Here is a 26,199-nt window from a genome sequence, read left to right as displayed (position 1 = left end):
ATCATGAGCAAGAGAATCGGTTTCGTCGGGCTGGGGACCATGGGACTTCCCATGGCAGTGAACCTGAACAGGGCCGGTTTCGAGGTGATCGGCTACGACGCCTTCGAGGGCAGCCGCGTCAAGGCCAGGGCCGCCGGCATCACGATCGCCGCGGGCCTGAAGGACGTCGCCGCGCAGGCCGAGGACACCGTCATCTCGATGGTCCGCGACTACGCCCAGAACCTGGACGTCATCCTCGGCGAGGACGGGCTCCTCTCCGCCGGCCCGAAGGGCCTGACGATCATCGTCATGAGCACCCTGGACCCCGACACGATGAACGAGCTCGGCCAGAAGGTCGAGGCCGCCGGGGACGTCAAGCTCATCGCCGCAGCCGTCAGCGGCGGCGCCACCGGCGCCCAGGCCGGCACCCTCTCGATCATGACCTCCGGTGCCCAGCAGACCGTAGCCGCCGCCCGGCCCTACTTCGACGCCGTCGGCTCGAACGTGTTCTACTACGGCGCCCAGCCGGGCAACAGCCAGGCAGCGAAGCTGGTCAACAACCTCGTCCTGGGCATCACCATGAACGCCGTGGCCGAAGGGCTCACGTTCGGTGCGCACTACAGCCTGCCCCAGGACGAGCTGCTGAACCTGTTCAAGGCCAGCACCGGGGACAGCTGGGTCGCCCGGAACTGGGACTCCGTCTCCGAATGGACCGCGGACACGGCCCTCGCCGTGCTCCTGAAGGACCTCAAGGCCGCCCACCTCAAGGGCCTCGAGCACAACATCCCCATGCCCTTCAACGCCCTCTCCTCCACCCAGCTCTTCCACTCCATGGGCAAGGAACCCAAGGCCAAATGAGCGACTGAGGTGCCCCGGCCGCCCGGCGCGAGGGCGCAGGGGCGGTGCTCGGTGGGGCTTTCTGCCCATTCATGTTGGCAGCCCCGCCGCGGCGGGAGAGGCCGATGTTCTGCGAGATAGCGAACCCCGTGACGCAGCCGGTCGGGACCTCCAGGGCTGTGAACCACAGTAGCCGGAGACCTCCGCGCGGTCCTATGCTGAAGGGGCTGCACGAGGAGGGGACCATGGATCCGCAAGACGAGTTCCTCAGCTGGGCCGGGCCTGCCCTCCACGCTGCCGAGGCCGCCCTCGCCGTCGGCGACCCGTCACACCGCATCGCCATGTGGTCCCATCGGGACCCGGTGAGCCTCTTCGGCGCTGTCGGCGTCTCGGCCACAGGCTGGGATCGTCTGGAACCGACGTTCCGACGCGTCGCCGCACGGCTCGCGGGAGGCCATGACGTCACCGTCGAGCTCATGGCCTCCGATGTCGTGGGGGACATGGCCTACACCGCGGCGGTCGTGCGCTTCGTCGGCACGATCGACGGCGGCGAGCCCCGCCCCTTCGCCCTCCGCGCCACCAGTGTCTTCCGCCGCGAGGACGGCGAGTGGAAGGTCATCCACGAGCACACCGACTTCATCAGCCCAGACACCCCAACCGACTCCTGAATGACGTCGGCTGGGCGTGCAGGGGACCTCGAGAACTCGCACCAGAGGCTGCTTTGGCCCCTCTGCGCCCCTGGAGCTCAGGGCTCAGAGCCGGTGTCGTGGTGGTCTGTTTCGCGGCGTGACCAGTCTTCGGGGATGGCGGCCTCGAGCGCGTCGTCGACGGTGATGACGCCGATGAGGCGCCGGCCTTCGGAGACCACGGGCAGGGCTAGCAGGTTGAAGTCGGCCATGCGGGTCGTGACGTCGATGACGTCGTCTCCGGGAGAGGCGACCACGACGTCGGTGTCTGCGAGCTCCGCGAGGGTCTGGCTAGGGTCGGCCTGGACGGCTTGGGGGAGGCTGAGTGCGCCGTCGAGGGTCCCGTCCGGTGCCAGGGTATAGAGCATGACGAGGGCTTGGGGCTGGAGCGTATTGGCGGCGCCGACGGCGGCGAGTGCGTCCGCGGCTGTGGCAGTGGCCGGTAGGGCGAGGAAGTCGGTGCCCATGAGCCCGCCGGCGGTGAGGTCGTGGTAGCCGAGAAGCCGGTGGACGCGTGTGCGCTGGGGCTCGGGGAGGGCCTGGAGCACGGGGCTGCGCCGTTCCTGTGGCAGGTCCATGAGGGCGTCGGCCGCGTCGTCGGCCTGCATTCGGCCTAGGACTTCGGCGACTTCGGCGTCGGAGCGGTCCCGGAAGAGCCCCGACTTGGAGTTCTCGTCGAGCTCTTCGAAGACGTCTGCCTCCAGCTCGGGGTCTTCGTGGACCTGGGCTAGGAGTTCGTCCTGCTCGTCACCGGTGGCCTCCTCGATGATGTCGGCGATCTGGGCGGGCTTGAGCTCGGGGATCCGTCCGGTGACGGCCCGGACCTGGGCGGATTCGGCGTGGCCGATGAGGGGTTCGAAGTCCTTCCAGTCCCGGGGCGGGTGGGCAGCGTGGCGGGGGCCGAGGCTGAGCCAGCGGCGGCGGTGCACGTCGAGTCCTGTGGCGGCCCAACCGTCGAGGACTTGGGTGAGCTGGACGTCGTAGGCCTTGACGAAGGCGACGCGGGAGAGGTCGATGAGGCGGTGTCCGAGGACGTCTTCGGAGAGCAGGACTTCGCCCTCGCGGCGTCGGAACTCGCGCACGTCCACGCTGCTGACGGCGAGCTGGACGCGCTCGGGTGCGAGCGCGGCGAGGTCGGCGGCGGAGACGAAGACTCGGGCGCTGCCGACGGCTAACACGAGGCCGGTCACGCGCGGGTAGCCGTCATGCCGTAGGTGGACGATCAGGTCGGCCAGGGCGCCCATGCGGCGCCCGTCGGAGTCGGTGACGGGCTGGCGCAGCAGGGCGGAGAGGGAGAGGGTTGCCGTTGCGACGGTCATCGGGGGGCCTTTCGGTGCACACCGGGGTCTCGAGGCGACTGTACGCCAGACCAGGGCGTCTTCGGGAGTGGGGATTCGGGGTCAGGGGGCGCCCAAGGCCAGTTGGACGACACGGACGACGACGAGGGCCATTGCGAGGATCAGGTATGCCCAAAGGACTCCCAGGCCCACCCGGCGGGTCAGGGAGAGCTGCGGGCGTTCCAGGAGTGCGAGCGGGGGCATGCGCCACATGAGCCGCTGGGACCGGTCGACGGCCGGTTCCGGGGTGGTCCTGCCCTGCATCCTGGCGCGGATCCTCAGCGCGGTGATGGCGGCGGCAGCGAGGACGGCCAGCAGGGCCCCGCCGCCGAGGATGGCGATAATGGCGTCGCCGTCGAGGCCCGGGAACAGGGTGGCGGCGGTCAGGACGACGGAGAGGATCACGAGGACCGCGATGACGATGGAGGTGAAGATGTTCATCGCCCTGCCGTTGACCCAGGGGCCCATGACCTGCCTGTCGTTGCACAGCAGCAGGAGGAACAGCGTCGCGGAGGGCAGGAGCACCCCGGCCAAGACCTGGACACCGACGGTGAGCAGGCCCAGCGGGCTCCCGGGGATGATGACGATGACCGCGGAGACGAGGATGATGCCGGCGAACGCGGCGTAGAAGCCCTTGGCCTCGCTGACCTTGCGGTGCAGGGAGTGCTTCAGGCCCAGGACGTCGCCGAGCGCGTACGAAGTGGACAGGCCGACGGCGGCGGCGCCGATGATCGAGGCGTCGATGAGCGCCAGGGCGAACAGGATCCCGGCAAGACGCCCCACGTAGGTCCCCAGGCCCTCCGCGACGCCACCCGCGTCGGTGAACTGGCCGAACTCGGGCTTGCCGGCGAAGGTGGAGGCCGTGAAGGAGATGATGGCCGCGGCACCGAGGATCACGATGGCGATGCCCAGCCACAGGTCGACCTTCTCGTACTTCATGTAGCGGGGGGTGATGCGCTTGTCGATGACGTAGGACTGCTGGAAGAACAGCTGCCATGGGGCGATGGTCGTGCCGACGATCGCGATGATCAGCAGCGTCACGTCCGCGATGTTGGATCCGGCGGGGAGGCCCGGGGCGATGAGGTCGTGCGCCATCTGCCCATAGTCCGGGCCTGCCAGGAAGAACACGGGCACGAGCAGGAGCGAGCCTGCCACGAGGGTGAGGCAGACCCGCTCGAACGTCTTGAAGGATCCGGTGCTGGCCGCGCCGACGACCACGACCGCGGCAGCGATGACGCCGGGGATCTTGGGCACGCCGAGGTACGAGAGGCCGATGCTGATGCCGATGAACTCGGTCACGATCGTGAGGGCGTTGAGGATGAACAGGTCGATCACGCTGAATGCACCCCAGAACCGGCCGAAGCGTTCGAGGATGAGCCGAGCGTGGCCCACGCCGGTCACCGCGCCCAGACGCAGGACCATCTCCTGGTTGACGTACAGGACGGGGACCAGGAGCAGGAGCGTCCACAGCAGGCTGGTGCCGTAGTTCTGCCCGGCCTCGGTGTAGGTTCCGAACGCGCCGGCGTCGTTGTCCCCGACCATGACGATCAGGCCCGGGCCGATGATGGCCAGGAGGGTCTTGAACCGGGTCCTCCAGCTGCGCGGGGCCGAGGTGTCCTCGAGGCGGATGGTGCCGAAGGCACCCTGGATGTCGCCGAGGTGGGCAGAGTCGAGCACTGCATAGGCGCCGGTGGCCGGGGCCGGCCCGGGGGCGTAGGCGCCTGCCGGGGTAGTGGGTGCGGGACCGCGGGCATGGGTCCGTGGAGTCTTGGCCATGGGGACCTGCTTCCTCCCGGCAGTGGCCGGGGTCTTGTGAAGCGGCACACCGAAGGACCCTGGGTCGGGCTGTTTGGGTCCCTCGGGGCGGGAAGACGGGCTGGGTTCAGTCAGGGGTACGCGAAGAGGTACTACTGTCGCCGTCGGACACGGTCAGCCACCTCCTGCGCTCGTCTTCACGTGCCTTGGGCGGAGGTCCCCGGGCCGAACACCCGGGGTGCCCTTCCTCGTAAGGCCTTTGGCACTTCGCGTCGTGACCCCCCGGGATGACCGGAGGGAGCCAATCGGGGCTGCCCCTTAACCCGGGGCAGCCTGTCCTGACCGGGGGCGTCTCTCGACGTTGGGGGTCGCTGGCTTGTGTCCGCGAAGGAGCCTCAGCTAACGAACGGCACCTTGCGAGCACATGATACCGCGCAGACGGGACCGGGTGATGGCCGACTCACCGCGGCCGGAACCGGAGCCAGTCGCGCCAGGTCCGCCACTCCGATCTGATCATGGCGATGCTCACGCCCTGGACACCTTAGTTGGCGGGAGGGGTGTGGGTCGCGACGGGTTTAGATGCGGCTGGGGCGGGGGTCTCCGATGGCCGCGAGGATTTCGCGCAGGGTGCTGCGCGCTGAGGCAAGTCGGTCAGCGGGGATGCTTTGCAGTGCTTCTGACCGTGGGCCTTCGCTTGCCGACCAGAGCCTGCGAAGTGTGCTGTGGCCGCTGCGGGTCAGCCGAATCAGCGGCGATCCCCTGTGCTCGGGGTTCGGCAGTGCTTGGACGTGGCCGGCGGCCAGGAGCTGATCCGTCGTGCGCTGGACGGCCTGGCGGGTGATGCCGAGCCGCCGTGCGATCGCGGGCACCGCGGCGTCACCGCCTGAGAGCACGCTCATGGTGTGCCACTGGGTGACGGTGACGCCATGGGCAGCCGCGACGGAGTCGCTGCTGCGGCGGCTGAGCGAGGCCAGCTCGTACACGTCCGCCATGAGCAGCCGGTAGGCATCGACCCGCTCGCGTTCGTCAGTTGACAACATGTTGTCATTCTAGTGGGATGGGAGGCATGCCTGCCACTAGTCCCCGGGCCCTGGGCCGTGTCGCCGCGGTCCTGCTGGCCTTCGGGTCGATTGCCGGTTCGGGGATCCTGAGCCTTCCGTCCGCGGTCTACGCGCAGACGGGGTCGGGCTGCCTGCTGGTGTGGGCGGTCGCCGCCCTGCTGTGCCTGCCGATGCTGGTGATGTTCCAGGACGCGATGGGCCTCTCCGGCGGCGGCGACGCCCTCCAGGCACTCGTCTCGCGAGGGCTTCGCCCATGGGTGGGGGCCGCGATGCCTTTGATGTTCGTGTTCGTGGTGGTCGTCGGCCTTCCGACAGGGTGTGCCGTGGCGGGCAGGTACGTCGAACGCGGCCTCGGCTGGGGCGGCGGGGGCGCCGCCGTGGCCGTAGCGCTGCTGGTGCTGGCCCTGTCGGCGAATCTCGCCGGTGCGCGGGTCGGTGCCCTCGTGCAGTTCGCCGGCGGCGCAGCGCTGGTGGCCACCGGGCTGATCCTTGTCGCGGCGGGGTCATGGAATGCGCCGCGCCAGCTCGATGTGCTCCCCACCGGCGCGATCGGGGAGACCCTGCTGCCTGGGGTGCTGCTGGCGTTCTGGGCGTTTGTCGGATTCGAGAACCTCACCTTCCTCGGCCGGGAGCTCCGGGACCCGCGCCGGGATTTCCTGCCCGTCAGCGCAGTGGCGCTGGGCTTGTACGGGGCCTTCGCGGTCGCGCTCACCCTTGCCGTGTCAGTGCGGGCCGACCAGCACTCCGTCGATCCGGTCGCCGGGCTGCTCGAGCTGGCCACCAGCCCCGCACTGCAGGGGCTCGTCGCCGTTGTCGCGGCAGCGGCGATGCTAGTCAACGCCGCAGCGTGGGTCCGCGGTGTCAACAGCCTCATCGCCGGTGCCAGTCGGGACGGCTGCATGCCCAGCATCCTCGGAGGGTCGGCGTGGGCGCGGACGGCCCTCCTCGGCGCGCTCTTCGCCGCCACGCTGTCAGCTCTGGCGGCTGACCCCTCCCTGACTGTCGATGCACTCGCCGCAAGCAGCGCGGTCTTCGTGCTCATCTACATCATCTGCATCGTCAGCTACGTCCGATCCCGCGGCCCCAGCGCTCGGACCCTCGCCAACCTCGCGCTCATCCCGATCATGGCCGCCGCACTCGTCCAATCAGGCACCCGCAGCGTCTATGGGCTCGTCGTGGCCGCCGGCTGTCTGGCATGGTGCCGAACCCGTTCCAGAAGCGGCCGCCCGGGGCCCTCCTGACCCGTAGCGAATGCACCGGTGGGTCAGTCCGGATCCCGACGGATGCCGGCCGCCGTCCCGGCGCGGGCCGGCCTTCAGCCCCGGTCCCGGCTCACTTCCGGTTCGGGGTCCGCGGCGGTGGTCCGGTGGGGTGCTGCCGGTCCCGTGTGGTCCGAGGCGGTGCTCAGGCTCTTCGCGAGGTCTGTCAGGGCCCGGGTCAGCTCGTCGGCGCCGGTGCGGGCGAGTCCGGAGATGCTTGCCTCGGCCAGCTGGATCCAGGCAGCGGAGAGGTCCGGAAGGAGGCTCCGCCCGCGCTCGGTCAGCTCCACTACGGTGGCCCGCCTGTCCCGCGTGGAGGGGCCCCGGGTCACCAGGCCCAGCGACTCGAGCCGTTTGACGGCCGAGGTGATCGTGGGGGGTTCGCATCCAGCCGCTGCGGCGAGCTGGGACTGGGTCTTGGGCCCGTGCTCCGCGAGGTCCATGATCAGGGTCTCCTGCCCGACCGTGAGCCCGACCCGGTGGAGGAAGGATCCGGCAAGGGCACGGTGGCGCATGCCGATCGTCCGGATCGCCCTGTTCAGCGCGCGGGCCTGCTCGTAGTCCATGGAATCCCACCGGCCGAACACCTACAGGGCCCATCGCCGTCGCCGGCCGACGAACGTTGAAGCGGACCGGCAGTCCAAGGTCCACCACTGAGGTCCGCGAGGAGCCGACCTCAGTGAAGCCATGGGCTAGGCGACGAGGCGCTCAGTCTGACCCAGCGCGCGCCGTCGCGTCGTCCACTGGAAGGAAGGCATGACGCAGGTCGTACTTGGCCACGCTGCGGCCGAGGTCGACTCCTGCCTCGGTGGAGAATCGGTAGTGCAGTCCGGCCCACAGCCGCGCGTCGACGATCTGCTCCCGCAGGTCTGTCGGGCTGGCGAAGGTGCGCACCGCGTCGAAGTTCCCCGGCGCCCCCGCTTGATCGAACCCATGGATGGTCAAGTTGATCTCGCGTGTGCCGAGGAACTGGGTGAACACCTCGGCCATCGCTGAGGTGACGGTGCCGTGCGCGGCTGGGTACTCCGGGTGGTTCGGCGTCGTCAGCAGTGGGCGCCATCCGGTTTGCTCCACCGTCAGGGGGTCTCCGTCGTCAAACCCCGGGACGGGGCCGAACCCGTCGTTGCTGACCGCTGTGGGGTCGATCGCTGTGACCGGCCGCCAGAACAGGAAGTGGTACTTCTCGTTCATGACGGCGATCGCCGCGTCGGCACCGACGACGTCGACCATCGCGAAGAGCCGGGCAGAGGACACGAGGTCCAGGTGCCGGCTGTCGGCGAGGTCCCGGGCCGTGCGGTTCCACTGCCGGATGCCGTTGGCGCTCCAGAAGTAGGCTGTTGCGGTCTGCTCCGGGGTGCGGACGGTGCTGTTGGCAGCACCCACCGCTTTGATCTCGTTGAACGCGGCCACCCAGTCGGGGCTGGTCAGCGGCGGCGGCCCGTCGGGTCGGAACCGGTCCGGTCGGTCGAGCACGAGAGGCCGCATGGTGGCCATCCAGGGTGTCTGCGGGCGAGCGAAGGCCGGGGGCGTCAGCCGCCAGACGCCTGGGGCGGGCGCGAGCGTGGGGAAGGCCGAGGTCACCCCTATCGGGGTCAACCTGCCGTCACCGGTGCGGGCGGCGATGACCCCCTCGGCGGCGGCATGCCCTACACCCGCTCCGTCGGTCTTGGGCGTCCCGTCCGGGATCGCCGCCAGACTCGTCGCGGCGAGTGCGTCGACCGTCGTCGCCTTGGCCGGCAGGTAGTAGTCGAGAGTGACGCGCGCGGCCTCCACAACCGCTGCATCGGATGATGCCCCGGCGGGTGCTGCGAGAGGCGCGGCGTACGGAACGTACCGTCCGTCGATGGCGACGGCCGCGTCGTACATAGCTGCTGTGACGTAGGCCATGTAGACCGTGCCCTCGTTTTGGAATGTCCCGGAGCTCACGACGGTGTTCACTGCGATGCTGTCCCATTGCGCGGCGATGTTCTCGCCCGGACTCGCCGCTGCAACCGTGGATGTCTGGGGCGAGGCCACGCTCAGCGTGAGCAGCGCCCCGGTGGCGGCAGCCGTGTACCACCTATGTATTCCTGTTCGCATGTCGGTCTCCTCTCCCAGTGTTCCCTGATGGCTCTGCTCTGTGATCCGCACTCCGGTCCGGCGACCTCGGGCCCGGTAGGGGCTATAAAGGCGGTCGGTGGCGAGTGGTGGCAATCGAGTAGCGCAGAGGGTCCGCACTCCCAAGTCCGGTGTTGAGGCACTGCACGACGCCGCGGAGGCACTGGGAAGGGAAGCAGCCAGAGTCATGGCAGGTGGTCACGTCGATCGCCCCATTGCGGTCGATCCGGCATCCTGCCATTAGCTGGAACGTCGGGCTGCCGCAGGGCACGAGATCCTGCGGAGTATCTCGGGGAATAGGAGCCACCGAGCGCCAAGGCAACCGGGTGACTCGCGGATGCTCGAGCATCCGTGAGTCGCCCACCCCTTGTGCATGCAGTCCGGTCATGACTCCCCCGGAAGGCAGCGCCCACGCGCCGCCTCGACCAGTGTAGTACCGCCCATGGAAGCGGTCTCCGTTTGCACGGGCCGATTTCCGGGCCACGCCAGCGGCGTTCTAAGCCGAGTGAGCGCCTTCTATTGGCTCGGTCATCTCGTCCAGGACGGCCATGACGCCGACGGCGGACAGATGCCATTCCACTGGATCACCGTCGATGCCTGGGAGCACGACGGGTGTGTCAACGACCTCGGGGTTCACAAGGCTTCGTTGTGCCAGCCCATTCACGATGGCTGCGGCGACAGTTGCAAGCTGTCTTGCATCGAGTCCGACGCGGAATTTCAGTCCCAGAAGGGGCAAAAGCTGGTCGAAGGCGGCGCTTCTCGCGGCGGTGGTTCGTGATTCGGCGCGAGCGAGTGCATCCACGACCGCGGTCCGGGACGTGGGATCGAGTGAACTCACCGTTGCCGAGAGAGCGATGTAGGTCCGCCACTCTGTTGACGTGCGGACTGATTCATAATTCTTTTTGACCGAGAGCCTGATGATTTCGCGCCCAACCTCCCGGCGTCCGGCGGGGGTACCGAGTCGACTCCCGTGGGCGTGGGCCGTCGCCTGGATTCGTTGAGCGAGACCCGGATCGAGGTCAGACCCCGAGATCTCCATGGTTTCGATGAGCCGAATCATGAGCTCGCGGAAGAAGGCGTCCTTATTCCCGAAGGCCTTGTACACAGAGCTTCTGGGCACGCCCGCTGATCGGATGAGCTCCTCGAGGTTCAGGTGTTCCAAGCTGACGGTGAGGCCAGTAGGTCTGAGCAGTTCAACGGCCTTTCCCAGAAGCAGTTCCCGCATCTGCTCCTCCCGGATCCGCCTCGGCCCACCGGATTCGCTCCAGCCGCGCTCCATTCGGCTCCTTTCTAGACTCCAAGTCTAAAGTCAAATCGTCCCAGCAGCCGGTGGCGGCAACTGGCGATCCGGTGATGCGCCGGGGGGGGGCTCTCTGCAGGGGTGGGATCACTCACATGGACTATAGACTTCCAGTCTAATGGACTGCTAGTCTAGATCCAGTCCTGAAGAGGACAACGGAGCCAAAATCGCTCCACAAGCTATCCGTATGGAACTGGCTGAGCGGAAGGCTTCCGTGGACCGCCACGCGAAGCAGGCCGCCTAGCCCGATCTGAAGATCACCCCGCATCATCTCCCGGAGAGGGGGAAGTCGCGGCCGTCAGGTCCCACAGCATCTCTCGTCATCAAGTCGAGGCCTCCAATGACCACCCACCACGCACCAGCGACCCATACCCGCTTCCGCCCAGTTACTCTCCGCCTAATTTTCCCCACCCGGCTGGAGGGCAGCCTCGACGCCGCCGCGGCAGTTCCTGCCAATCCAGCAGGTCTGTGGGTGCCGCTCCGTCGGCGTATTGCTGCTCTCGGACGATGGGTCCGGCGCACATTCCTCCAACCGTGGAATACCGGTTACCTCGATGCCCAACGGAATGACGTGTGGCGCCAACTCTACGAGGACCGTTCGATCCGCTAAGGGCAGCCGCTGTGCCGGCGGTCCAGGGAGGCTTGGCCCGAGGGCAGTCGTGAGGCTCTGAGCATGGTTACGAGGCCACGCCGAGGGAACACTTCATCACTGTCGCCAGGTCGGGAGCGCTTGCAGAACTGCAGCGGGATCGCGTGTAGGCCTCACCCGGGAGCGGGTGGCCGTCGTAGAGCGAGGCCAAGAAGGCTTTCTCAAGCCTGCACGCACTTGGGCTTTTGCGAGCGGCCGACGGGAATCGAACCCGCGTATCTGGCTTGGGAAGCGAGCGCTCTGCCATTGAGCTACGGCCGCGTGCCCCGAAGGGCTCAACACAGCTTACAACACCGCGGGCAGTGGTCCGTGCAGCCTTGCGCGGCGGGGACAACCCCGCCTAGCTGTCCCACAGTCCCTGCGGCTAGCGTTGATCCATGCCACCACTGCGCATCCTCGGCGTCGACATCGACAGGACCTTCGGCGGCCGCCACGGCCACTTCACCGTCGACCAGCACGAGCTCGAGCACCCCAAGACCCAGCGCGCGTTCCAGTGGGTCTACTGGATCCTGCTCGCCGAGGTCGCCGTCGGCGTCGCGGCCGTGACCACCGCGGTCGTGCTCCAGGCTGGAGGCGCAGAGGTGCCGTTCGCGGCGTGGTTTCGCGGCGTCGTCGTGCTTCTCATGACCCTTACGCTGTTCTTCTTCGCGTGGCGCGCCCGGCACGGCTACTACTGGGGCTACCAGCGGCTGCGGCTCTTCAGCCAGATCTTCCCCGTCGTGACGCTGGTCGTGGCGACGGTTCCCGGGCTGTACCCGTACTGGATGGTCGTGGAGCAGATCGTGTTCGCGGTGCTCATGATCGGGGTCGCGGACGTCCTCACGAACGACCACATGCGCGTCGCCTTCGCCTCGCCCAAGCGGAGGGCGGAGCTGCGCGCAGAGCCCGAGCGCGACACACCGGACGATTTCCAGCAGAATCCCAGCTGACGCTCATAGTCTCCCGGCTATGGCAGCGGCTGAACACAGCGTGACCGTCGAGCGCACACCCGAGGACGTCTACGCGTTCCTCGTCGACGGGCTCAACAACGCGAAGTGGCGCTCCGGCGTTCGCTCCGTCTCCCACTCTTCGGGCCCTGCGGGCCAGGAGGGCGCGGTCTATGCCCAGCGGCTTGCCGGCCCGGGGGGCCGCGAGATCGACGGCGACTACGAGATCACTGAAGCGCGCCCTGGAGAGGTCATCCGCTTCCAGGTCATCGCGGGTCCCGCGAGGCCGCACGGAGTCTTCCTCATGGGCCCCGACGGCGGCGGCACGAGGGTGACCTTCGGCCTCTCCTACGAGCCCTCCGGGTTCATGAAGCTCATGGGCGGCATGATCCAGAAGACCATGGATCACGAGGTCGCCCAGCTCGAGACGCTCAAGACCGTCCTCGAGCAATAGGCGCGGACGTCCAGCGGCAGGCGCGGCGCCCGCGGTAGGGCGAGCGGGCGCCGTCGTGCGTCCAGCCCGGGGCGCCTCAGCCTAGGCGCATACCGCCCCAACCCGCCCCCAACACCCGCGGTGCCCCGAATTGGCCGCCGGTGACGGGCCAGTAGCCCAGCGAACCGTTGGTGCGCACAGCAGCGATTCCAAGGGTGCCGGGCCCGTCGAGGCCCCGGAGCACCTGCAGCTGTCCCGTGGTTCCCCAGGCCGAGGCGACGACGGCCCGAGCCTCGCTCACGAGCTGCTCCTGGCCGAGCGACCGGTACAGCACGAGCGTACCGTCCGCGCCCTGTGCGACGAAGTCCTCGAATCCGTCTCCGGTCACGTCGAGCATCGCGGCATGGCCGCCAGCGACGCCGGTGGCCAGGAGCGCCCGCTGGAAGAGGTCGCCGGTGCCGCGGTTCGGATAGAAGTACAGGTTCCCCGACGGGTCGAGCGCGAGGAGCTGAGGGAGGCGGTTCGTCGCGCACCACAGCCCGGATGCGAGGGTCATAGTGTCCCAACCCGACTGCCCAAGCGTGACCGGTGCCGCGAAGCTTCCGCCCGTGAGTCCTGGATAGACCACGAGCCGGCCGTCGCGCCACTGGACCAGCAGGTCGAAGACACCGTCGCGGTCCCAGTCGACGGACGTCACGGAGGCCGCGTTGCCGAAGCCCGTGCCGATCGTGGTGGGTGCGCCGAGCGCTCCGCCCGAAGCGGCGGGATACACCAGGACGGAGCCGTTCGGATCGAGGGCGACCAGATCGGCGGCACTGTGGAGTGCGGCGTGCGACAAGTCCTGCGTGGTCGGCTGGAACCTCCCCGGGGCGGCGCACAGCTCCGCGCCGGCCGGGGTCAGGGGTGTGCCCGAGGGCGGGTTGACCGGCACGGGCGCGGGGCGGGTGGTTGGAGTCTGGGCCGGGGTGGGCGACGGACTCGGTGAGGTCGATGCGCCACCGGGCGACGCCGTCGTGCCTGCGGGCAGCGTCTTGTAGCCGAAGAAGTCCACGACGCCCCACATCGTGTACCTGTTGGGGGTGGTGGCCGGGGTGCCGTTGGTGAAGGTGATGCCGATGCCCACCACGCTCATCCGTGCGTCCAGCAGGATCGCGTTGTGGGAGGGCGACGACTTCCACCATTCGACGAGCTGTGTCGCGTCCCGGTCCCAGCGCACCGCGATGACCTCGCCCGCGCCGTTGTCCGGGTTGAGCGCGCGCGGGTCGGTCCAGAAGCTCGAGCGGTGCTCGATGACCTCGCGGCTCGCGATGCTATCCGACCACTCTTGCGCGAGCTCCTGGACGTTCAGGTGGTACCGGACCGGGTTAAGGCCGTTCTGCTGCCGGTAGGCATTGATCGCGGAGAAGACTGCGAGGACCTGCGAGGAGTTGTCGTCGCTGACGAGGTTGCTCGTGTCCCCCATTGGCGCCGCGAGCGGAGTGACCGACGTGACTGACGGGTCGATCGTGTCCGGGCCGCGCAGCGCGTCGATCGGCTTCACCTGCGGGCCCGCGGCGCCCTGCGCGAAACCGCCCGCGGGGTCGAGACGGACATCGAGGCTACGATTCGTTGCCGCGTTCTGAGCGCCTGCGGCGGTCGGCGAGGGGGCGACGTCGTGGGTCGCGTTCCGGGAAGCGCCCGAGGTGGTGAGCACGGACGACGGCGGCGCGGCCGCGGGGGCGAGGGCGGTGAGGAGCGCCGTGGCTACCACAGCGACGGCCATGCGTACGCGTCTCATGGAACGGTCCTTCCGCAGGCGAGTCACACCATTCCCGTGGGTCACCCTATTCCCATTCGTCCCATGGCGGCAATGGTTCAGCGGCGCTGCGGTATTTTGGGAGACGTGCTGCTTTCAGACCGCGACATCCGTGCCGAAATCGACGCCGAGCGCATCCGGCTCACGCCGTACGACCCGGGGATGGTGCAGCCTTCGAGCGTCGACGTGCGGATCGACCGGTTCTTCCGGCTCTTCGACAACCACAAGTACGCGCACATCGATCCGTCGGAGGAACAGCCCGAGCTCACCCGGCTCGTTGACGTGGACTCCGATGAGCCGTTCATCCTGCACCCGGGCGAGTTCGTGCTCGGATCCACCTACGAGACCGTGTCCCTTCCCGATGACATCGCGGCAAGGCTCGAGGGGAAGTCTTCGCTGGGACGGCTCGGGCTCCTGACCCACTCGACCGCGGGGTTCATCGATCCAGGCTTCGCGGGGCATGTGACGCTCGAGCTCTCAAACGTCGCGACGCTGCCGATCAAACTCTGGCCCGGGATGAAGATCGGCCAGTTGTGCTTCTTCCGCCTCTCCTCCGCCGCGGAGCACCCCTACGGTTCGGGCGAGTACGGCAACCGGTACCAGAACCAGCGCGGGCCGACGGCCTCACGGAGCCACCTGAACTTCCACCGGACGCGCATCTGACGCTCGCAGGTCTGCTCCGGACCGCACGCCCGGCCGCTCAGACGCTCTGGGCGTAGAACCACTCGATGTGCTCGCGCACCAGGCGGGCCGCGAGCTCGCCGTCGCGCGCCTCGACGGCGTCGAAGATCGCGTGGTGGTGGCTCCGGAGCACGGTGACGGCCTGATCCCAGCCGCCGCGGCGAGTTACGGCGTCGTCTATGTAGCCGCGGATGGCCTCGCGCATTGACTCCATCATGGTGCTCACCACCACGTTGCCCGCGAGGGTGCTCAGGGCCACGTGGAACTGCGAGTCGAGGAGCGTGAAGATCTCGGAGGGCAGCGCGTCGTCGTCCATCGCGTCGAGGAGGCGGCGCGCGTCGTCGAGCTGCTCGGGCGTCCACGGCGCGGAGGCCGCGCGCCCGAGGGACCACGTCTCCATCATGATGCGCGCCTCGACCACGTCCTTGACGGGCAGGTGGTGGCTCGCGACGTGCATCCGCAGCGCCACACCGAGCGCCGAAGAGGGGTCCGAGACCACGATCGTCCCCGAATTCGGCCCCGAGCCGGTCGCGGACCGGACTACGCCCATGACCTCGAGGGAGCGGATCGCGTCCCGCACGGACGCGCGCGAGATGCCGAACTGCTCGGCGAGGGCACGCTCGCCCGGCAGCCGGTCGCCGAGCTTGAGCTCGCCGGAGCGGAGGCTTCCCTCGATGTGGCGCAGCACCGCGTCATGCGCGCGGCCGGTCGCGGATTCAGACATGGGTCCATCCTGCCGTAAACGGGGTGCCGTCACGCACGACGCCGGCCCTCGCCCCGGGAGCGCGGGGCACCGGAGCGAGGGCTCGCCGCCGTGCGGGACGGGCTACGGGAGCATCCATCCGAGGACCGGCGTGGACTGGAGGTATACGAGGGTGCACAGCACCAGCAGCATGCCCACGCTCCACCACACGACCTTGCGCAGGATGACCGACTCCTGGCCGTCCATGCCCACCGAGGTCGCCGCGATCGCGAGGTTCTGGGGGCTGATGAGCTTCCCCACCACGCCGCCGGACGTGTTGGCAGCGACGAGCAGCGACGGGTCGATGCCCGCGGCGTGCCCGGCAGTCTGCTGCAGTTTGGCGAAGAGCGCGTTGGCGGACGTGTCGGATCCGGTCACGGCCGTGCCGATCCACCCGAGGATCGGGGACAGGAACGCGAACGCCGCACCGGTGCCGGCGAGCCACGTGCCGATCGCGACCGTTTGACCCGAGAGGTTCATCACGTACGCGACCGCCAGCACGAGGATGATCGTCAGGGCCGCGAACCGCATCTTGACCAGCGTCCGCCACAGCTCGGCGATCGCGTCGGAGACCTTGAGGCTGAAGCGCCCGTCGCCGTCGTACTTCGAGTAGACGAGGGCGATGATCAGGCCCGAGATGAGCAGCAGGGTGCCGGGACCGGAGAGCCACTGGAAGTTGTAGACGGTCGAGGAAACGGGCTTTCCGTTCGCACCGAGGAGGGCGTCGTGGAGGATCGGCCAGTTGACCTTGACGTCCGTTGCGGCGAGGGCTGCGGGGATGTCGATGCCGAGCCGCCACAGCTTCGACACTGCGAACACAACGATGACCAGCACGTACGGGAACAGTGCGAGCCACACGCGCTGGCCGGTCAGGCTCTGGGCGGCAGCGCCCGGCCCGACGGCGGACGGCGCGGCGATGCCGAGTCGCGCCCGGGCCGCATCGGCCCCGCGGGGCTTCCACACTCGAAGGAAGGCAATGGCGACACCGAGGCCGAAGAGTGAGGCCACCACGTCGGTGAGCTCGTAGGAGAAGTAGTTCGAGCACAGGAACTGTGCGAGGCCGAACGCGACGCCGGTCACGAGTGCGGGCGCCCACGCGTCGCGGAGGCCCCGGACGCCGTCAACGATGAGCAGCAGCAGGAGCGGCACGAGGAACGCGAGGAGGGGTGTCTGCCGGCCGACGATCGCGCCGATGTGCTCGGCGGGGATGCCGGTGAGCGCGCCCGCCGTGGTGATCGGAATGGCGATCGCCCCGAAGGCCACCGGCGCGGTGTTGGCCACGAGTACGGTCGCCGCGGCGCGCAGGGGCTTGAGGCCGATGGCCATGAGCATGGTTGCGGTGATGGCCACGGGTGCGCCGAAGCCCGCGAGCGCCTCCATGAGGCCGCCGAAGCAGAAGGCGATGAGGATGGCCTGGATGCGCAGGTCCCCGCCGCCGAGGCGGTCGAAGATGCGCCTGAGGTCCTCGAACCGACCGCTCAGGACCGTGACCTGGTAGAGCCACACAGCCGTGAGGACGATCCAGAACACAGGGAAGGCCCCGAAGATGCCGCCCTGCGTTGCCGCGAGGGCCGCGAGCCCGATCGGCATGTGGTAAGCGAGGGTCGCGACGACGAGGGCCGCGAGCAAAGCGAAGGCGCCGGCCACATGGGCCTTGGTGCGCACGACGGCGAGCAGCACGAAGAAGGTCACAAGGGGGATGAGCCCGATCAGGGCGGAGACGGCGACGCTGCCGGCCACCGGGTCGGTCACGGGGGTGAAGGTCATGCGGACTCCTGTGGGGAGGTGGAGACCGGGGGCAACCCGGCGCCGATGTGGTAGGACCATCGTGGTCCGACCACGTAATCTAGCACACATCCCCGGGGTTGTGACAAGGGGCACACGTGCTGATATGGTCCGACCACATACCCTTCAATTTGTCTGCCCGGAAGGACTTCCCATGAAGCTGCGCACGACGACGAGCGCTCACCTCCGCGAGACGGCGGCACCTTCCGCGGCACCTTCCGCGGCGGCCGCAGCGGAGGCCGCGGGCACCGGTACGCAGACGCTCGCCGCCGAGCTCGCGGCGGCCCTCGGCGCCGAGGCCGTGACGACGCGGCCCCTCGACCTGCACGCGAAGGCCCATGATGCCTCGCACTACCTGCTCGTCCCGAGGGTCGTCGCCGCCCCGCGCACGGACCGGGACGTTGCGACCCTCCTCGCCGCCTGCGCGCGGCACGAAACCCCCGTGACCTTCCGCTCCGGAGGCACGAGCCTGTCCGGCCAGGCGATCACGGCGGGGGTCCTCGCAGACACGCGCCGCAACTTCTCCGGCCTCGAGGTGCTCGACGGCGGCGCGTCTGTGCGCGTCCAGCCGGGCGTGACGGTCCGCGCCGTCAACGCGCGCCTCGCCCGGCACCACCGCGCGCTCGGGCCGGACCCGGCGAGCGAGATCGCGTGCACGATCGGCGGCGTCGTGGCCAACAACTCCTCCGGCATGCACTGCGGCACCGAGGCCAACACGTACCGGACCCTGAGGTCCATGCGGTTCGTCCTGCCCTCGGGGACCGTGATCGACTCCGGCGACCCTGCGGCGTCGTCCGAATTCGCCAGCCGCGAGCCCGCCCTCCACGAGGGCCTCGCACGGCTGCGGCAGCGGATCCTCGCCTCGACGGACTCGGTCGCGCGGATCCGCCGCCAGTTCTCGATGAAGAACACCATGGGCTACGGGCTCAACGCGTTCCTGGACTTCGAGGACCCTCTCGACATCTTCGTTCACCTCGTGATCGGTTCCGAGGGCACGCTCGCGTTCGTGGCGGAGGCCGTGTTCGACACGGTCGAGGTCAAGCCCCACATCGCCACCGGCCTCCTCGTCTTCCCCGGCGTGGGCGCCGCCGCTGCGGCGATCCCGGAGCTCGTCGCAGCCGGCGCGGACACCGCGGAGCTCATGGATGCCGTGTCCCTGCGGGTTTCCTCGCGCCTCTCCGACTGCCCCGAGGAGATCCGGACTCTGGACCTCTCCGACCCGGCGGGGCTGCTCGTCGAGTTCGCCGCCTCGAGTCCCGAGGAACTGGCGGACCGGGCCAGCGCCGCCACGCGGCTGTTCGCGGGCCTCGGGCTCGCCCGGCCCGTCGCCATGACGCGGGACGCCCGCGAGCGCGCCGCCCTGTGGAAGGTCCGCAAGGGCCTCTACTCGACCGTGGCGAGCGCGCGCCCGTCCGGCACGAGCCAGCTCCTCGAGGACATCGCTGTTCCAGTCTCGGCCCTCGCAGGCACCTGCCACGACCTCGCGGGGCTCCTGGCCGACCACGGCTACCGCGACCCGGTGATCTTCGGCCACGCCAAGGACGGCAACCTCCACTTCATGCTCAACGAGGACTTCTCCACCGGTGACACGAGCAGGTACGAGGACTTCACCGAGGACCTCGTCGATCTCGTGCTCGGCGCCGGCGGGACCCTCAAGGCCGAGCACGGTACCGGCCGCATCATGGCCCCGTACGTGCGCCGCCAGTACGGCGACGAGCTGTACGAGGTCATGAAGGAGGTCAAGCGCCTCGCAGACCCGCGCGGCATCCTCAACCCGGGCGCCGTCCTCTCCGACGACCCCCGCTCGTACCTGGCTGACCTCAAGGTCACGCCCACGGTCGAGGAGGAAGTGGACCGCTGCGTCGAGTGCGGGTACTGCGAGCCAGTGTGCCCGTCCCGCTCGCTCACCCTCACCCCGCGCCAGCGCATCACGCTCCGCCGCGACGCCGAGCAGGCCCGCGCCGAGGGCAACGAGGAGCTCGCGCGGCAGATCCTCGACGGTTACGACTACAGCGGTGTCTCCACGTGCGCCGTCGACGGCATGTGCGGCACGGCGTGCCCCGTGGGCATCAATACCGGCGACTTCGTCCGCCGCCTGCGCGCTGAGGACGCCGGCCGGGTCGAGTCCGCGGCATGGAACGCCGCGGCGCACGCGTGGGGCGCGGCGTCGCGCGTCGGGGGAGCGGCGCTGAGTTCCGCGAAGGCCCTCCCGTCCGCCCCCCTCGAGGGGGTCACGCGCGTCGCGCGGAAGCTGCTCGGCGAAGAGATCCCGATGTACGACGGCGGCCTGCCGGGCGGCGGCGTCGCGCGTCCCCGGCGGCGCGACGACGCCGCGGAGGCCGTGCTCTTCTCGGCGTGCATCGGCACGATGTTCGGACCCGAGGAGGGTGGCCACCCCGGCGGCGCCACCGGCGCGTTCCTTGACGTATGCGACCGGGCGGGGGTGCGGCTGCGCACCCCCGAGGGCGTCGGCTCGATGTGCTGCGGGACGCCGTGGAAGTCCAAGGGCATGACGTCGGGCTGGGAGCACATGCGCTCGATCGTGGTACCTGCGCTTCTCGAGGCGACCGAGGGCGGGCGCCTGCCGATCGTGGTCGACGCCTCCTCGTGCGCCGAGGGCCTCGCGATCATGCTCCGCTCGGCCGCCGAGGGCTCCGGGCTGCGGGTCGTGGACGCGATCGAGTTCGCCGCGGGCCTCCTGCCGCGGCTGCCGGTGCGCCGCCAGATCCCGTCCGTGGCGCTCCACCCCACCTGCTCGGGCACCATCGCCGGGACCACGCCGCGGCTCGCCGCGATCGCCGGGCACATCGCGGACGAGGTCTTCACTCCGCTCGAGGCCGGCTGCTGCGGCTTCGCGGGGGACCGCGGCCTTCTGCACCCCGAGCTTACGGCCTCGGCTACGGCCCCCGAGGCGGGCGGCCTCGCGGAGGCCGAGCGCGAGCGTGGCGGGCGCTTCGCCGAGTACGCGTCGTCGAACCGGACGTGCGAGATCGGCCTGACCCGGGCTACCGGGCGCCCGTACCGGCACATCCTGGAGTTGCTCGCCGAGGCGACGCGCCCCTGACGCGGTGGGCGCGCCGCCCTCCCGAACCATAGTGTGGGTGTGATCACCCGCACATTGCTATGCTATGGTCAGACCACATGGGCCAGCGACGCATCCGCGTCCGGGCCGAGAGAGGACACCATGAAGATCGCGCTCTTCGCGACCTGCATCGTCGACGCCATGTATCCGCGCGTCGCGCAGGCCACGGTGGAGATCCTGGAGCGGCTCGGACACGAGGTCGTGTTCCCTGCCGGTCAGGCCTGCTGCGGCCAGATGCACGTCAACTCGGGCTACCTGCGCGAGGCGCTGCCCGTCGTCGAGAACCACGTCCGCACGTTCGAGGCTGGCTTCGACTCCGGGGAATTCGACGTCGCGGTGGCGCCCTCCGGGTCGTGCGTCGCTTCGGTCAAGCACCAGCACGCCATGGTCGCGGATTGGGCGGTGGAGCACGGCATGAAGGGCGCCGACTCCACCCTTGCGCGCCGTGCCGACGCCGTGGGCGCCCGCACGTACGAGCTCGCCCAGCTCCTCACGGACGTCCTCGGCGTCACCGACGCGGCCGCCCAGCTCGGCTCCTACCTCCCCGGCACCATCACGTACCACCCGTCCTGCCACGGCATGCGCCTGCTCCACCTCGGCGACCGCCAGCGCGGCCTGCTCGCCTCGGTTGAGGGGCTCGACGTGCTCGACCTCCCCGATGCTGACCAATGCTGCGGGTTCGGCGGCACGTTCTCGATCAAGAATGCGGACGTCTCCTCGGCGATGCTCGCGGACAAGGTCGCCAACATCTGCGGCACCGGAGCCGGGGCCTGCGCGGGCGGCGACGCGAGCTGCCTCATGCACATCGGCGGCGGCCTCTCCCGCGAGAGGCGCACGACGCCGTCCGGTCGCCCCGTGCGGACCGTCCACCTCGCGGAGGTGCTCGCCTCGACGCGCGAAAGCCCTCTCATGTTCGACGGTGAGCTTGCCCTCGCCGGTACCCCTGGAGGTGCGCGATGACCGCCGTCAGCCTTGGAATCCCTGCCGTTCCTCCCCGCGGCTTCGGCAACATCTCCGAGCTTGAGCCGTTCCCGAAGTATGCGAAGCGCGAGCTCGGCAACGCCCAGCAGCGCCGGAACCTCACCCACGCGACCCACACGATCCGGGACAAGCGGCTCAAGGTCGTCTCCGAGCTGCCCGACTGGGAGGCCCTGCGGGACGCGGGCTCCGCGATCAAGACCGAGGCCATGGAACGCCTGCCCGAGCTGCTCGCGCAGTTCGAGGAGCAGTTCACGGCGCGCGGCGGGACGGTCCACTGGGCCAGGGACGCGGCCGAGGCGAACCGGATCGTGGAGGAGCTGATCCGGGCCGCGGGTCCGGACGAGACAGGTCCGGACGAGAACAGTGGGGCCACCGAGGTGGTCAAGGTCAAGTCCATGGCCACGCAGGAGATCGGGCTCAACGAATACCTCGAGGAGCGTGGAATCGCGGCGTTCGAGACGGACCTCGCGGAGCTCATCGTCCAGCTCGGCCACGACAAGCCGAGCCACATCCTGGTTCCCGCGATCCACAAGAACCGCACCGAGATCCGGGACATCTTCCTGCGGGAGATGCCCGGCGTCGACCCGGATCTGACCGATGAGCCGCGCCGCCTCGCGATGGCCGCCCGCGCGCACCTGCGTGCCAAGTTCCTCTCCGCCCGCGTCGCGATCTCCGGTGCCAACTTCGGCATCGCGGAGACCGGTACCCTCGGCGTCGTCGAGTCCGAGGGCAACGGGCGCATGTGCCTTACGCTGCCAGAGACCCTCATCACCGTCATGGGCATCGAGAAGGTCCTGCCGCGCGCTGAGGACCTGGGCGTGTTCATGCAGCTGCTGCCGCGGTCCTCTACCGGGGAGCGCATGAACCCCTACACGTCGTTGTGGACCGGGGTGACCCCTGGCGACGGCCCACAGAACGTCCACGTGGTGATCCTCGACAACGGCCGCACCCGGGCGCTCGCGGACCGCCACGGGCGCTCCGCGCTGCACTGCATCCGCTGCTCGGCATGCATGAACGTGTGTCCCGTGTACGAGAGGGCCGGCGGCCACGCCTACGGGTCCACGTACCCCGGTCCGATCGGAGCGATCCTGTCCCCGCTGCTCACCGGCATCGAGGCCGAGGAGAACAAGTCCCTGCCGTACGCGTCCTCGCTGTGCGGGGCGTGCTTCGACGCCTGCCCGGTGAAGATCAACATCCCCGAGATCCTCGTGCACCTGCGCGGCGAGGACGTCGAGGAACGGCGGTCCAAGCCTGGTGCGCGGCGCCTGCCCTCGCAGTTCGACCTCGCCATGACCGGCGCGTCCTGGGCGATGTCCGACGGCGCGCGCATGGGCCTGCTCGAACGCGGCCTCCCGCTGGGGAAGGCCGCCGCCGGGCGCTATGGGGTCATCTCAAAGCTGCCCGGCATCGGTGCCGGCTGGACGCAGAGCCGCGACATCCCCGCCCCGCCCGCGGAGTCGTTCCGGCAGCAATGGAAGAAGCGAGACGGCAGTCGGCCGGCAACGGATCGCCCAGCAACCGAAGGGGAGAGCAAGTGAGCGCGCGCGACGACATCCTGGCCAGGATCCACGCGGCACTGGGCACCGCCCCCGCCGAGGTCACCCCTAGTGCCGCCGAGGTCACCTCTGGTGGTGCTGAGGTCACCTCTGGTGGTGCTGAGGTCACCCCGGGTGGCGGCGAGGTCACCTCTGGTGGTGCTGAGGTCACCCCGGGTGGCGGCGAGGTCACCTCTGGTGGGGCTGAGGTCACCCCGGGTAGCGGCGAAGTCACCCGGCCGTATCGCACGACGTCGGGGCTCGCCCAGGACGAGCTCGTCGCCCTGCTGGTCGATCGCCTCGAGGACTACAAGGCGAGCGTCGAGATCGTGGGCCGGGACGGCCTCGTGGAGGCCATCAGGGTGCGGCTTGACGGGAAGACCTTCGTCGCGCCCGCCGGGCTTCCCAGCGAGTGGCTGCACTCGAGTCTCGCCGAGCACGCGGTGACGGATTCGCGGGAGGCCCCGCTCGGCGTCGACCGCCTCGATGCGCTCGACGCGGTCGTGACGAGTTCCGCGGTGAGCGTCGCCGAGACCGGCACGATCATCCTCGACGGGTCGCCGGACCAGGGGCGGCGTGCGATCTCGCTCGTGCCAGACCACCACGTGTGCGTGGTCCCGGTCGAGACGATCGTGGGGCTCGTTCCCGAGGGGTTCGCGCGGCTCGACATCACGCGCCCGCTCACCCTCATCTCGGGGCCGAGCGCAACGAGTGACATCGAACTCGAGCGCGTCGAGGGCGTCCACGGCCCCCGAATCCTGGATGTCTTGATCGTCCGCTAGTCTGAGGCCGGCTGGGCCCATGGGCACCCTTGTGACTTCAACGGAGAAGGATAGAGACGTTATGGCTGATATTTTGTGGTTTTCCGAGCTCGGCATGGGCGATGTGGACCGGGTGGGTGGAAAGAACGCTTCGCTGGGGGAGCTCTTCAGCAATCTGTCCGCCGCCGGCGTGAGCGTCCCGCCGGGCTTCGCGACCTCCGCAGAGGCCTTCAGGGAGTTCCTGCGCGGTGCCCGCCTCGAGGAGACGATCGATCAGGCCCTCGTGGGGCTCGATACGGACGACGTCGCGGCGCTGGCCGCCGCTGGGACGAAGATCAGGGCGGCGATCACCTCCGCGCCGTTCCCCGAGCAGTTCGAACGCGAGGTCCGCGACGCGTACGCGGACCTCGCGGGGCGCGAGGCCTCCGGCACGGCGACGGTCTCCTGGGCTGTCCGGTCCAGTGCCACGGCGGAGGACCTGCCGGACGCCTCGTTTGCGGGGCAGCAGGAGACCTTCCTGAACGTGACGGGCATCGAGAACATCCTCACCGCGATCAAGGACGTCTTCGCGTCGCTGTACAACGATCGCGCCATTGCCTACCGGGTTCACCACGGCTTCACGCACTCCGAGGTGGCGATCTCGGCGGGCGTGCAGAAGATGGTCCGCTCCGATGTCGGCGCCTCCGGCGTCATGTTCACGATGGACACGGAGTCCGGGTTCCGGGACACCGTGTTCATCACGTCCTCGTACGGTCTCGGCGAGGCCGTGGTGCAGGGCGCGGTCAACCCGGACGAGTTCTACGTCCACAAGCCCGGCCTGCTCGCGGGGCGCCCCGCGATCCTCAAGCGAGGCCTGGGCGAGAAGGCCGTCAAGATGGTCTACTCCGACGCTGCGGGCGGCGGTGCGACGGTCGAGTTCACCGACGTGGCCAAGGGCGAGCGCGGTCGGTTCAGCATCACTGATGACGAGGTCCAGGAACTTGCCAGACAGGCGGTGAAGATCGAGGAGCACTACGGACGCCCGATGGACATCGAGTGGGGCAAGGACGGGGTTGACGGGAAGCTCTACATCCTTCAGGCCCGCCCGGAGACCGTACAGTCCCGCACCTCGACGAGCACCTCCACCCGGTACCGGCTCCACGAGACGGGGCCCCTCCTCGCGGAGGGCCGCGCCATCGGGCAGCGGATCGGCGCGGGGAAGGTGAAGATCCTCCGTTCGCTCGAGCAGATGGCCCAGTTCGAGGCGGGGGACGTGCTCGTGGCGGACATGACCGATCCCGACTGGGAGCCGATCATGAAGCGCGCCGCGGCGATCGTCACCAACCGGGGCGGGCGCACGTGCCACGCGGCCATCATCGCCCGCGAGCTTGGGATCCCCGCCGTCGTCGGCACGGGCGATGCCACCCAGATGCTCGCCGAGGGCAGCTCCGTCACTGTCTCGTGCGCGGAGGGCGAGACGGGCTTCATCTACGACGGCCTCCTGGACTTCGCGATCGAGGAGAGTGAGCTGGGCGCCTTCGCCGAGCTCCCCGTGAAGATCATGATGAACGTCGGTACGCCCGATCAGGCCTTCACGTTCTCCAAGCTCCCGCACGATGGGATCGGGCTGGCCCGGCTCGAGTTCATCATCAACCGTCAGATCGGGATCCACCCCAACGCCTTGCTGGCCCTCGAGAAGGACCCGTCGCACCGTCAAGAGGGTCTCACGGACGCGACCGTCACGCGGATTCAGGAGCGAATCAGCGCCTACCCCGGGCCCCGTGACTACTACGTCATGCGTCTGGCCGAGGGTATGAGCATGCTCGCCGCGGCGTTCGCGCCGCAGCCCGTCATCCTGCGGCTGTCCGACTTCAAGTCCAACGAGTACGCGAACCTGCTCGGCGGCCCGGCCTTCGAGCCGAACGAGGAAAACCCCATGCTCGGGTTCCGTGGGGCCTCGCGGTACCTGTCCGCGGACTTCCGCGCCGCATTCGAGCTTGAGTGCGAGGCCGTCAAGTACGTGCGGGACACCATGGGACTGACCAACGTCCAGCTCATGGTGCCCTTTGTCCGCACGCTCGAGGAGGCCTCGGGAGTCATCGAGCTGCTCGGGGAGAACGGCCTCAAGCGGGGCGACAACGGCCTCAAGATCATCATGATGTGCGAGCTCCCCGTCAACGCACTGCTCGCCGACGAGTTCCTCGACTTCTTCGACGGGTTTTCGATCGGGTCCAACGACCTGACACAGCTGACGCTCGGCCTCGACCGCGACTCGGCCCTCGTCGCAGACCGGTTCGATGAGCGCAACCCGGCCGTGAAGAAGCTCTTGAGCCTGGCCATCAGCGCGTGCAAGGCGCGCGGGAAGTACGTGGGCATCTGCGGTCAGGGTCCCAGCGATCACCCGGATCTCGCGGACTGGCTCGTGGCCGAGGGCATCGACTCGATGTCCCTCAACCCCGACACGGTGGTCGACACCCGGATGCGCCTGGCCGGAGCGGCCCGGTAGGTCTGGCGCAGGCCAACCTCCTCCGTGCGGCCC

At 69.2% G+C, this 26,199-nt stretch carries 20 protein-coding genes, 1 tRNA gene and 1 riboswitch; of the genes, 11 read left to right on the top strand and 10 right to left on the bottom strand.

Annotated elements, in window-relative coordinates; genetic code table 11:
- The first annotated feature begins 3 nt into the window (after nt 1–3).
- Nucleotides 4–837: an NAD(P)-dependent oxidoreductase gene (locus tag AB5L97_RS16895; protein WP_369045526.1), complete on the top strand. Its 834-nt coding sequence runs from the start codon at nt 4–6 to the stop codon at nt 835–837.
- Between the two features lie 224 nt (nt 838–1,061).
- Nucleotides 1,062–1,484, top strand: a complete 423-nt coding sequence (locus tag AB5L97_RS16890) for a YybH family protein (protein ID WP_369045525.1) — start codon at nt 1,062–1,064, stop codon at nt 1,482–1,484.
- A 77-nt stretch (nt 1,485–1,561) separates the two neighbouring features.
- Here the strand turns inward: AB5L97_RS16890 and AB5L97_RS16885 are convergent, their stop codons facing one another.
- The 3 genes from AB5L97_RS16885 to AB5L97_RS16875 form a co-directional block, all read right to left on the bottom strand.
- Entirely contained in the window at nt 1,562–2,821 is a 1,260-nt protein-coding gene (locus AB5L97_RS16885; RefSeq protein WP_369045524.1) for a magnesium transporter MgtE N-terminal domain-containing protein, read from the bottom strand.
- Nucleotides 2,822–2,902: 81 nt separating this feature from the next.
- Complete coding sequence (locus AB5L97_RS16880; RefSeq protein WP_369045523.1) at nt 2,903–4,615, bottom strand: NRAMP family divalent metal transporter; 1,713 nt, start codon at nt 4,613–4,615, stop codon at nt 2,903–2,905.
- A 216-nt stretch (nt 4,616–4,831) separates the two neighbouring features.
- A riboswitch (M-box (ykoK) riboswitch) is annotated at nt 4,832–5,008 on the bottom strand.
- A gap of 161 nt (nt 5,009–5,169) precedes the next feature.
- The gene (locus AB5L97_RS16875; protein WP_369045522.1) at nt 5,170–5,634 is read right to left on the bottom strand and encodes a MarR family winged helix-turn-helix transcriptional regulator; all 465 of its coding nucleotides are present in this window, start codon (nt 5,632–5,634) and stop codon (nt 5,170–5,172) included.
- Nucleotides 5,635–5,660: 26 nt separating this feature from the next.
- On the opposite strand from AB5L97_RS16875, the gene AB5L97_RS16870 reads away from it, so the two are divergent.
- Nucleotides 5,661–6,896, top strand: a complete 1,236-nt coding sequence (locus AB5L97_RS16870) for an APC family permease (protein ID WP_369045521.1) — start codon at nt 5,661–5,663, stop codon at nt 6,894–6,896.
- A 74-nt stretch (nt 6,897–6,970) separates the two neighbouring features.
- Here AB5L97_RS16870 and AB5L97_RS16865 read toward each other — a convergent pair whose 3' ends face one another.
- From AB5L97_RS16865 to AB5L97_RS16850, 4 genes are all read right to left on the bottom strand, one after another.
- Nucleotides 6,971–7,480, bottom strand: coding sequence for a MarR family winged helix-turn-helix transcriptional regulator (locus AB5L97_RS16865; protein ID WP_369045520.1), 510 nt, complete (start codon nt 7,478–7,480; stop codon nt 6,971–6,973).
- Nucleotides 7,481–7,622: 142 nt separating this feature from the next.
- A complete protein-coding gene (locus AB5L97_RS16860) occupies nt 7,623–8,993 on the bottom strand; it encodes a vanadium-dependent haloperoxidase (RefSeq protein WP_369045519.1) in 1,371 nt (456 codons plus the stop codon).
- 514 nt (nt 8,994–9,507) lie between these two features.
- Entirely contained in the window at nt 9,508–10,290 is a 783-nt protein-coding gene (locus AB5L97_RS16855) for a TetR/AcrR family transcriptional regulator (protein WP_369045518.1), read from the bottom strand.
- 860 nt (nt 10,291–11,150) lie between these two features.
- Nucleotides 11,151–11,221: transfer RNA gene (locus AB5L97_RS16850), tRNA-Gly, on the bottom strand.
- A gap of 116 nt (nt 11,222–11,337) precedes the next feature.
- Between AB5L97_RS16850 and AB5L97_RS16845 the strand changes: the two genes are divergently transcribed.
- Entirely contained in the window at nt 11,338–11,889 is a 552-nt protein-coding gene (locus tag AB5L97_RS16845) for a hypothetical protein (RefSeq protein ID WP_369045517.1), read from the top strand.
- 19 nt (nt 11,890–11,908) lie between these two features.
- Nucleotides 11,909–12,340 (top strand): SRPBCC family protein, encoded by a 432-nt coding sequence (locus AB5L97_RS16840; protein WP_369045516.1) that lies wholly within the window; start codon nt 11,909–11,911, stop codon nt 12,338–12,340.
- A 76-nt stretch (nt 12,341–12,416) separates the two neighbouring features.
- Here the strand turns inward: AB5L97_RS16840 and AB5L97_RS16835 are convergent, their stop codons facing one another.
- Nucleotides 12,417–14,096, bottom strand: coding sequence for a CAP domain-containing protein (locus tag AB5L97_RS16835; protein ID WP_369045515.1), 1,680 nt, complete (start codon nt 14,094–14,096; stop codon nt 12,417–12,419).
- Between the two features lie 105 nt (nt 14,097–14,201).
- Between AB5L97_RS16835 and dcd the strand changes: the two genes are divergently transcribed.
- On the top strand, nt 14,202–14,777 hold the full coding sequence (gene dcd / locus AB5L97_RS16830) for a dCTP deaminase (protein WP_369045514.1): 576 nt from the start codon (nt 14,202–14,204) through the stop codon (nt 14,775–14,777).
- A 37-nt stretch (nt 14,778–14,814) separates the two neighbouring features.
- Here the strand turns inward: dcd and AB5L97_RS16825 are convergent, their stop codons facing one another.
- Together AB5L97_RS16825 and AB5L97_RS16820 are read right to left on the bottom strand one after the other, a co-directional pair.
- Nucleotides 14,815–15,519 carry a FadR/GntR family transcriptional regulator gene (locus AB5L97_RS16825; RefSeq protein WP_307958549.1) on the bottom strand — a complete coding sequence of 235 codons (705 nt, stop codon included), beginning with the start codon at nt 15,517–15,519 and terminating at the stop codon, nt 14,815–14,817.
- A gap of 102 nt (nt 15,520–15,621) precedes the next feature.
- Complete coding sequence (locus AB5L97_RS16820) at nt 15,622–17,304, bottom strand: L-lactate permease (protein ID WP_369045512.1); 1,683 nt, start codon at nt 17,302–17,304, stop codon at nt 15,622–15,624.
- Nucleotides 17,305–17,476: 172 nt separating this feature from the next.
- On the opposite strand from AB5L97_RS16820, the gene AB5L97_RS16815 reads away from it, so the two are divergent.
- The 5 genes from AB5L97_RS16815 to ppsA all read left to right on the top strand — a co-directional run bounded on the left by AB5L97_RS16815 (nt 17,477) and on the right by ppsA (nt 26,166).
- Entirely contained in the window at nt 17,477–20,386 is a 2,910-nt protein-coding gene (locus AB5L97_RS16815) for an FAD-binding and (Fe-S)-binding domain-containing protein (RefSeq protein ID WP_369045511.1), read from the top strand.
- A 120-nt stretch (nt 20,387–20,506) separates the two neighbouring features.
- Nucleotides 20,507–21,364 (top strand): (Fe-S)-binding protein, encoded by an 858-nt coding sequence (locus AB5L97_RS16810; protein WP_369045510.1) that lies wholly within the window; start codon nt 20,507–20,509, stop codon nt 21,362–21,364.
- Entirely contained in the window at nt 21,361–22,923 is a 1,563-nt protein-coding gene (locus AB5L97_RS16805; RefSeq protein WP_369045509.1) for a lactate utilization protein B, read from the top strand. Before AB5L97_RS16810 ends, AB5L97_RS16805 begins: the two co-directional genes overlap by 4 nt.
- Complete coding sequence (locus AB5L97_RS16800) at nt 22,920–23,702, top strand: LutC/YkgG family protein (protein WP_369045508.1); 783 nt, start codon at nt 22,920–22,922, stop codon at nt 23,700–23,702. The genes AB5L97_RS16805 and AB5L97_RS16800 overlap by 4 nt, the downstream gene beginning before the upstream one ends.
- Nucleotides 23,703–23,763: 61 nt before the next feature.
- Complete coding sequence (gene ppsA / locus AB5L97_RS16795) at nt 23,764–26,166, top strand: phosphoenolpyruvate synthase (RefSeq protein ID WP_369045507.1); 2,403 nt, start codon at nt 23,764–23,766, stop codon at nt 26,164–26,166.
- The last annotated feature ends 33 nt before the right edge of the window (nt 26,167–26,199 follow it).

It is taken from the genome of Sinomonas sp. P10A9, from assembly GCF_041022165.1.
GTDB lineage: Bacteria > Actinomycetota > Actinomycetes > Actinomycetales > Micrococcaceae > Sinomonas > Sinomonas puerhi.
This window is presented reverse-complemented; position numbering and strand designations above follow the sequence as displayed.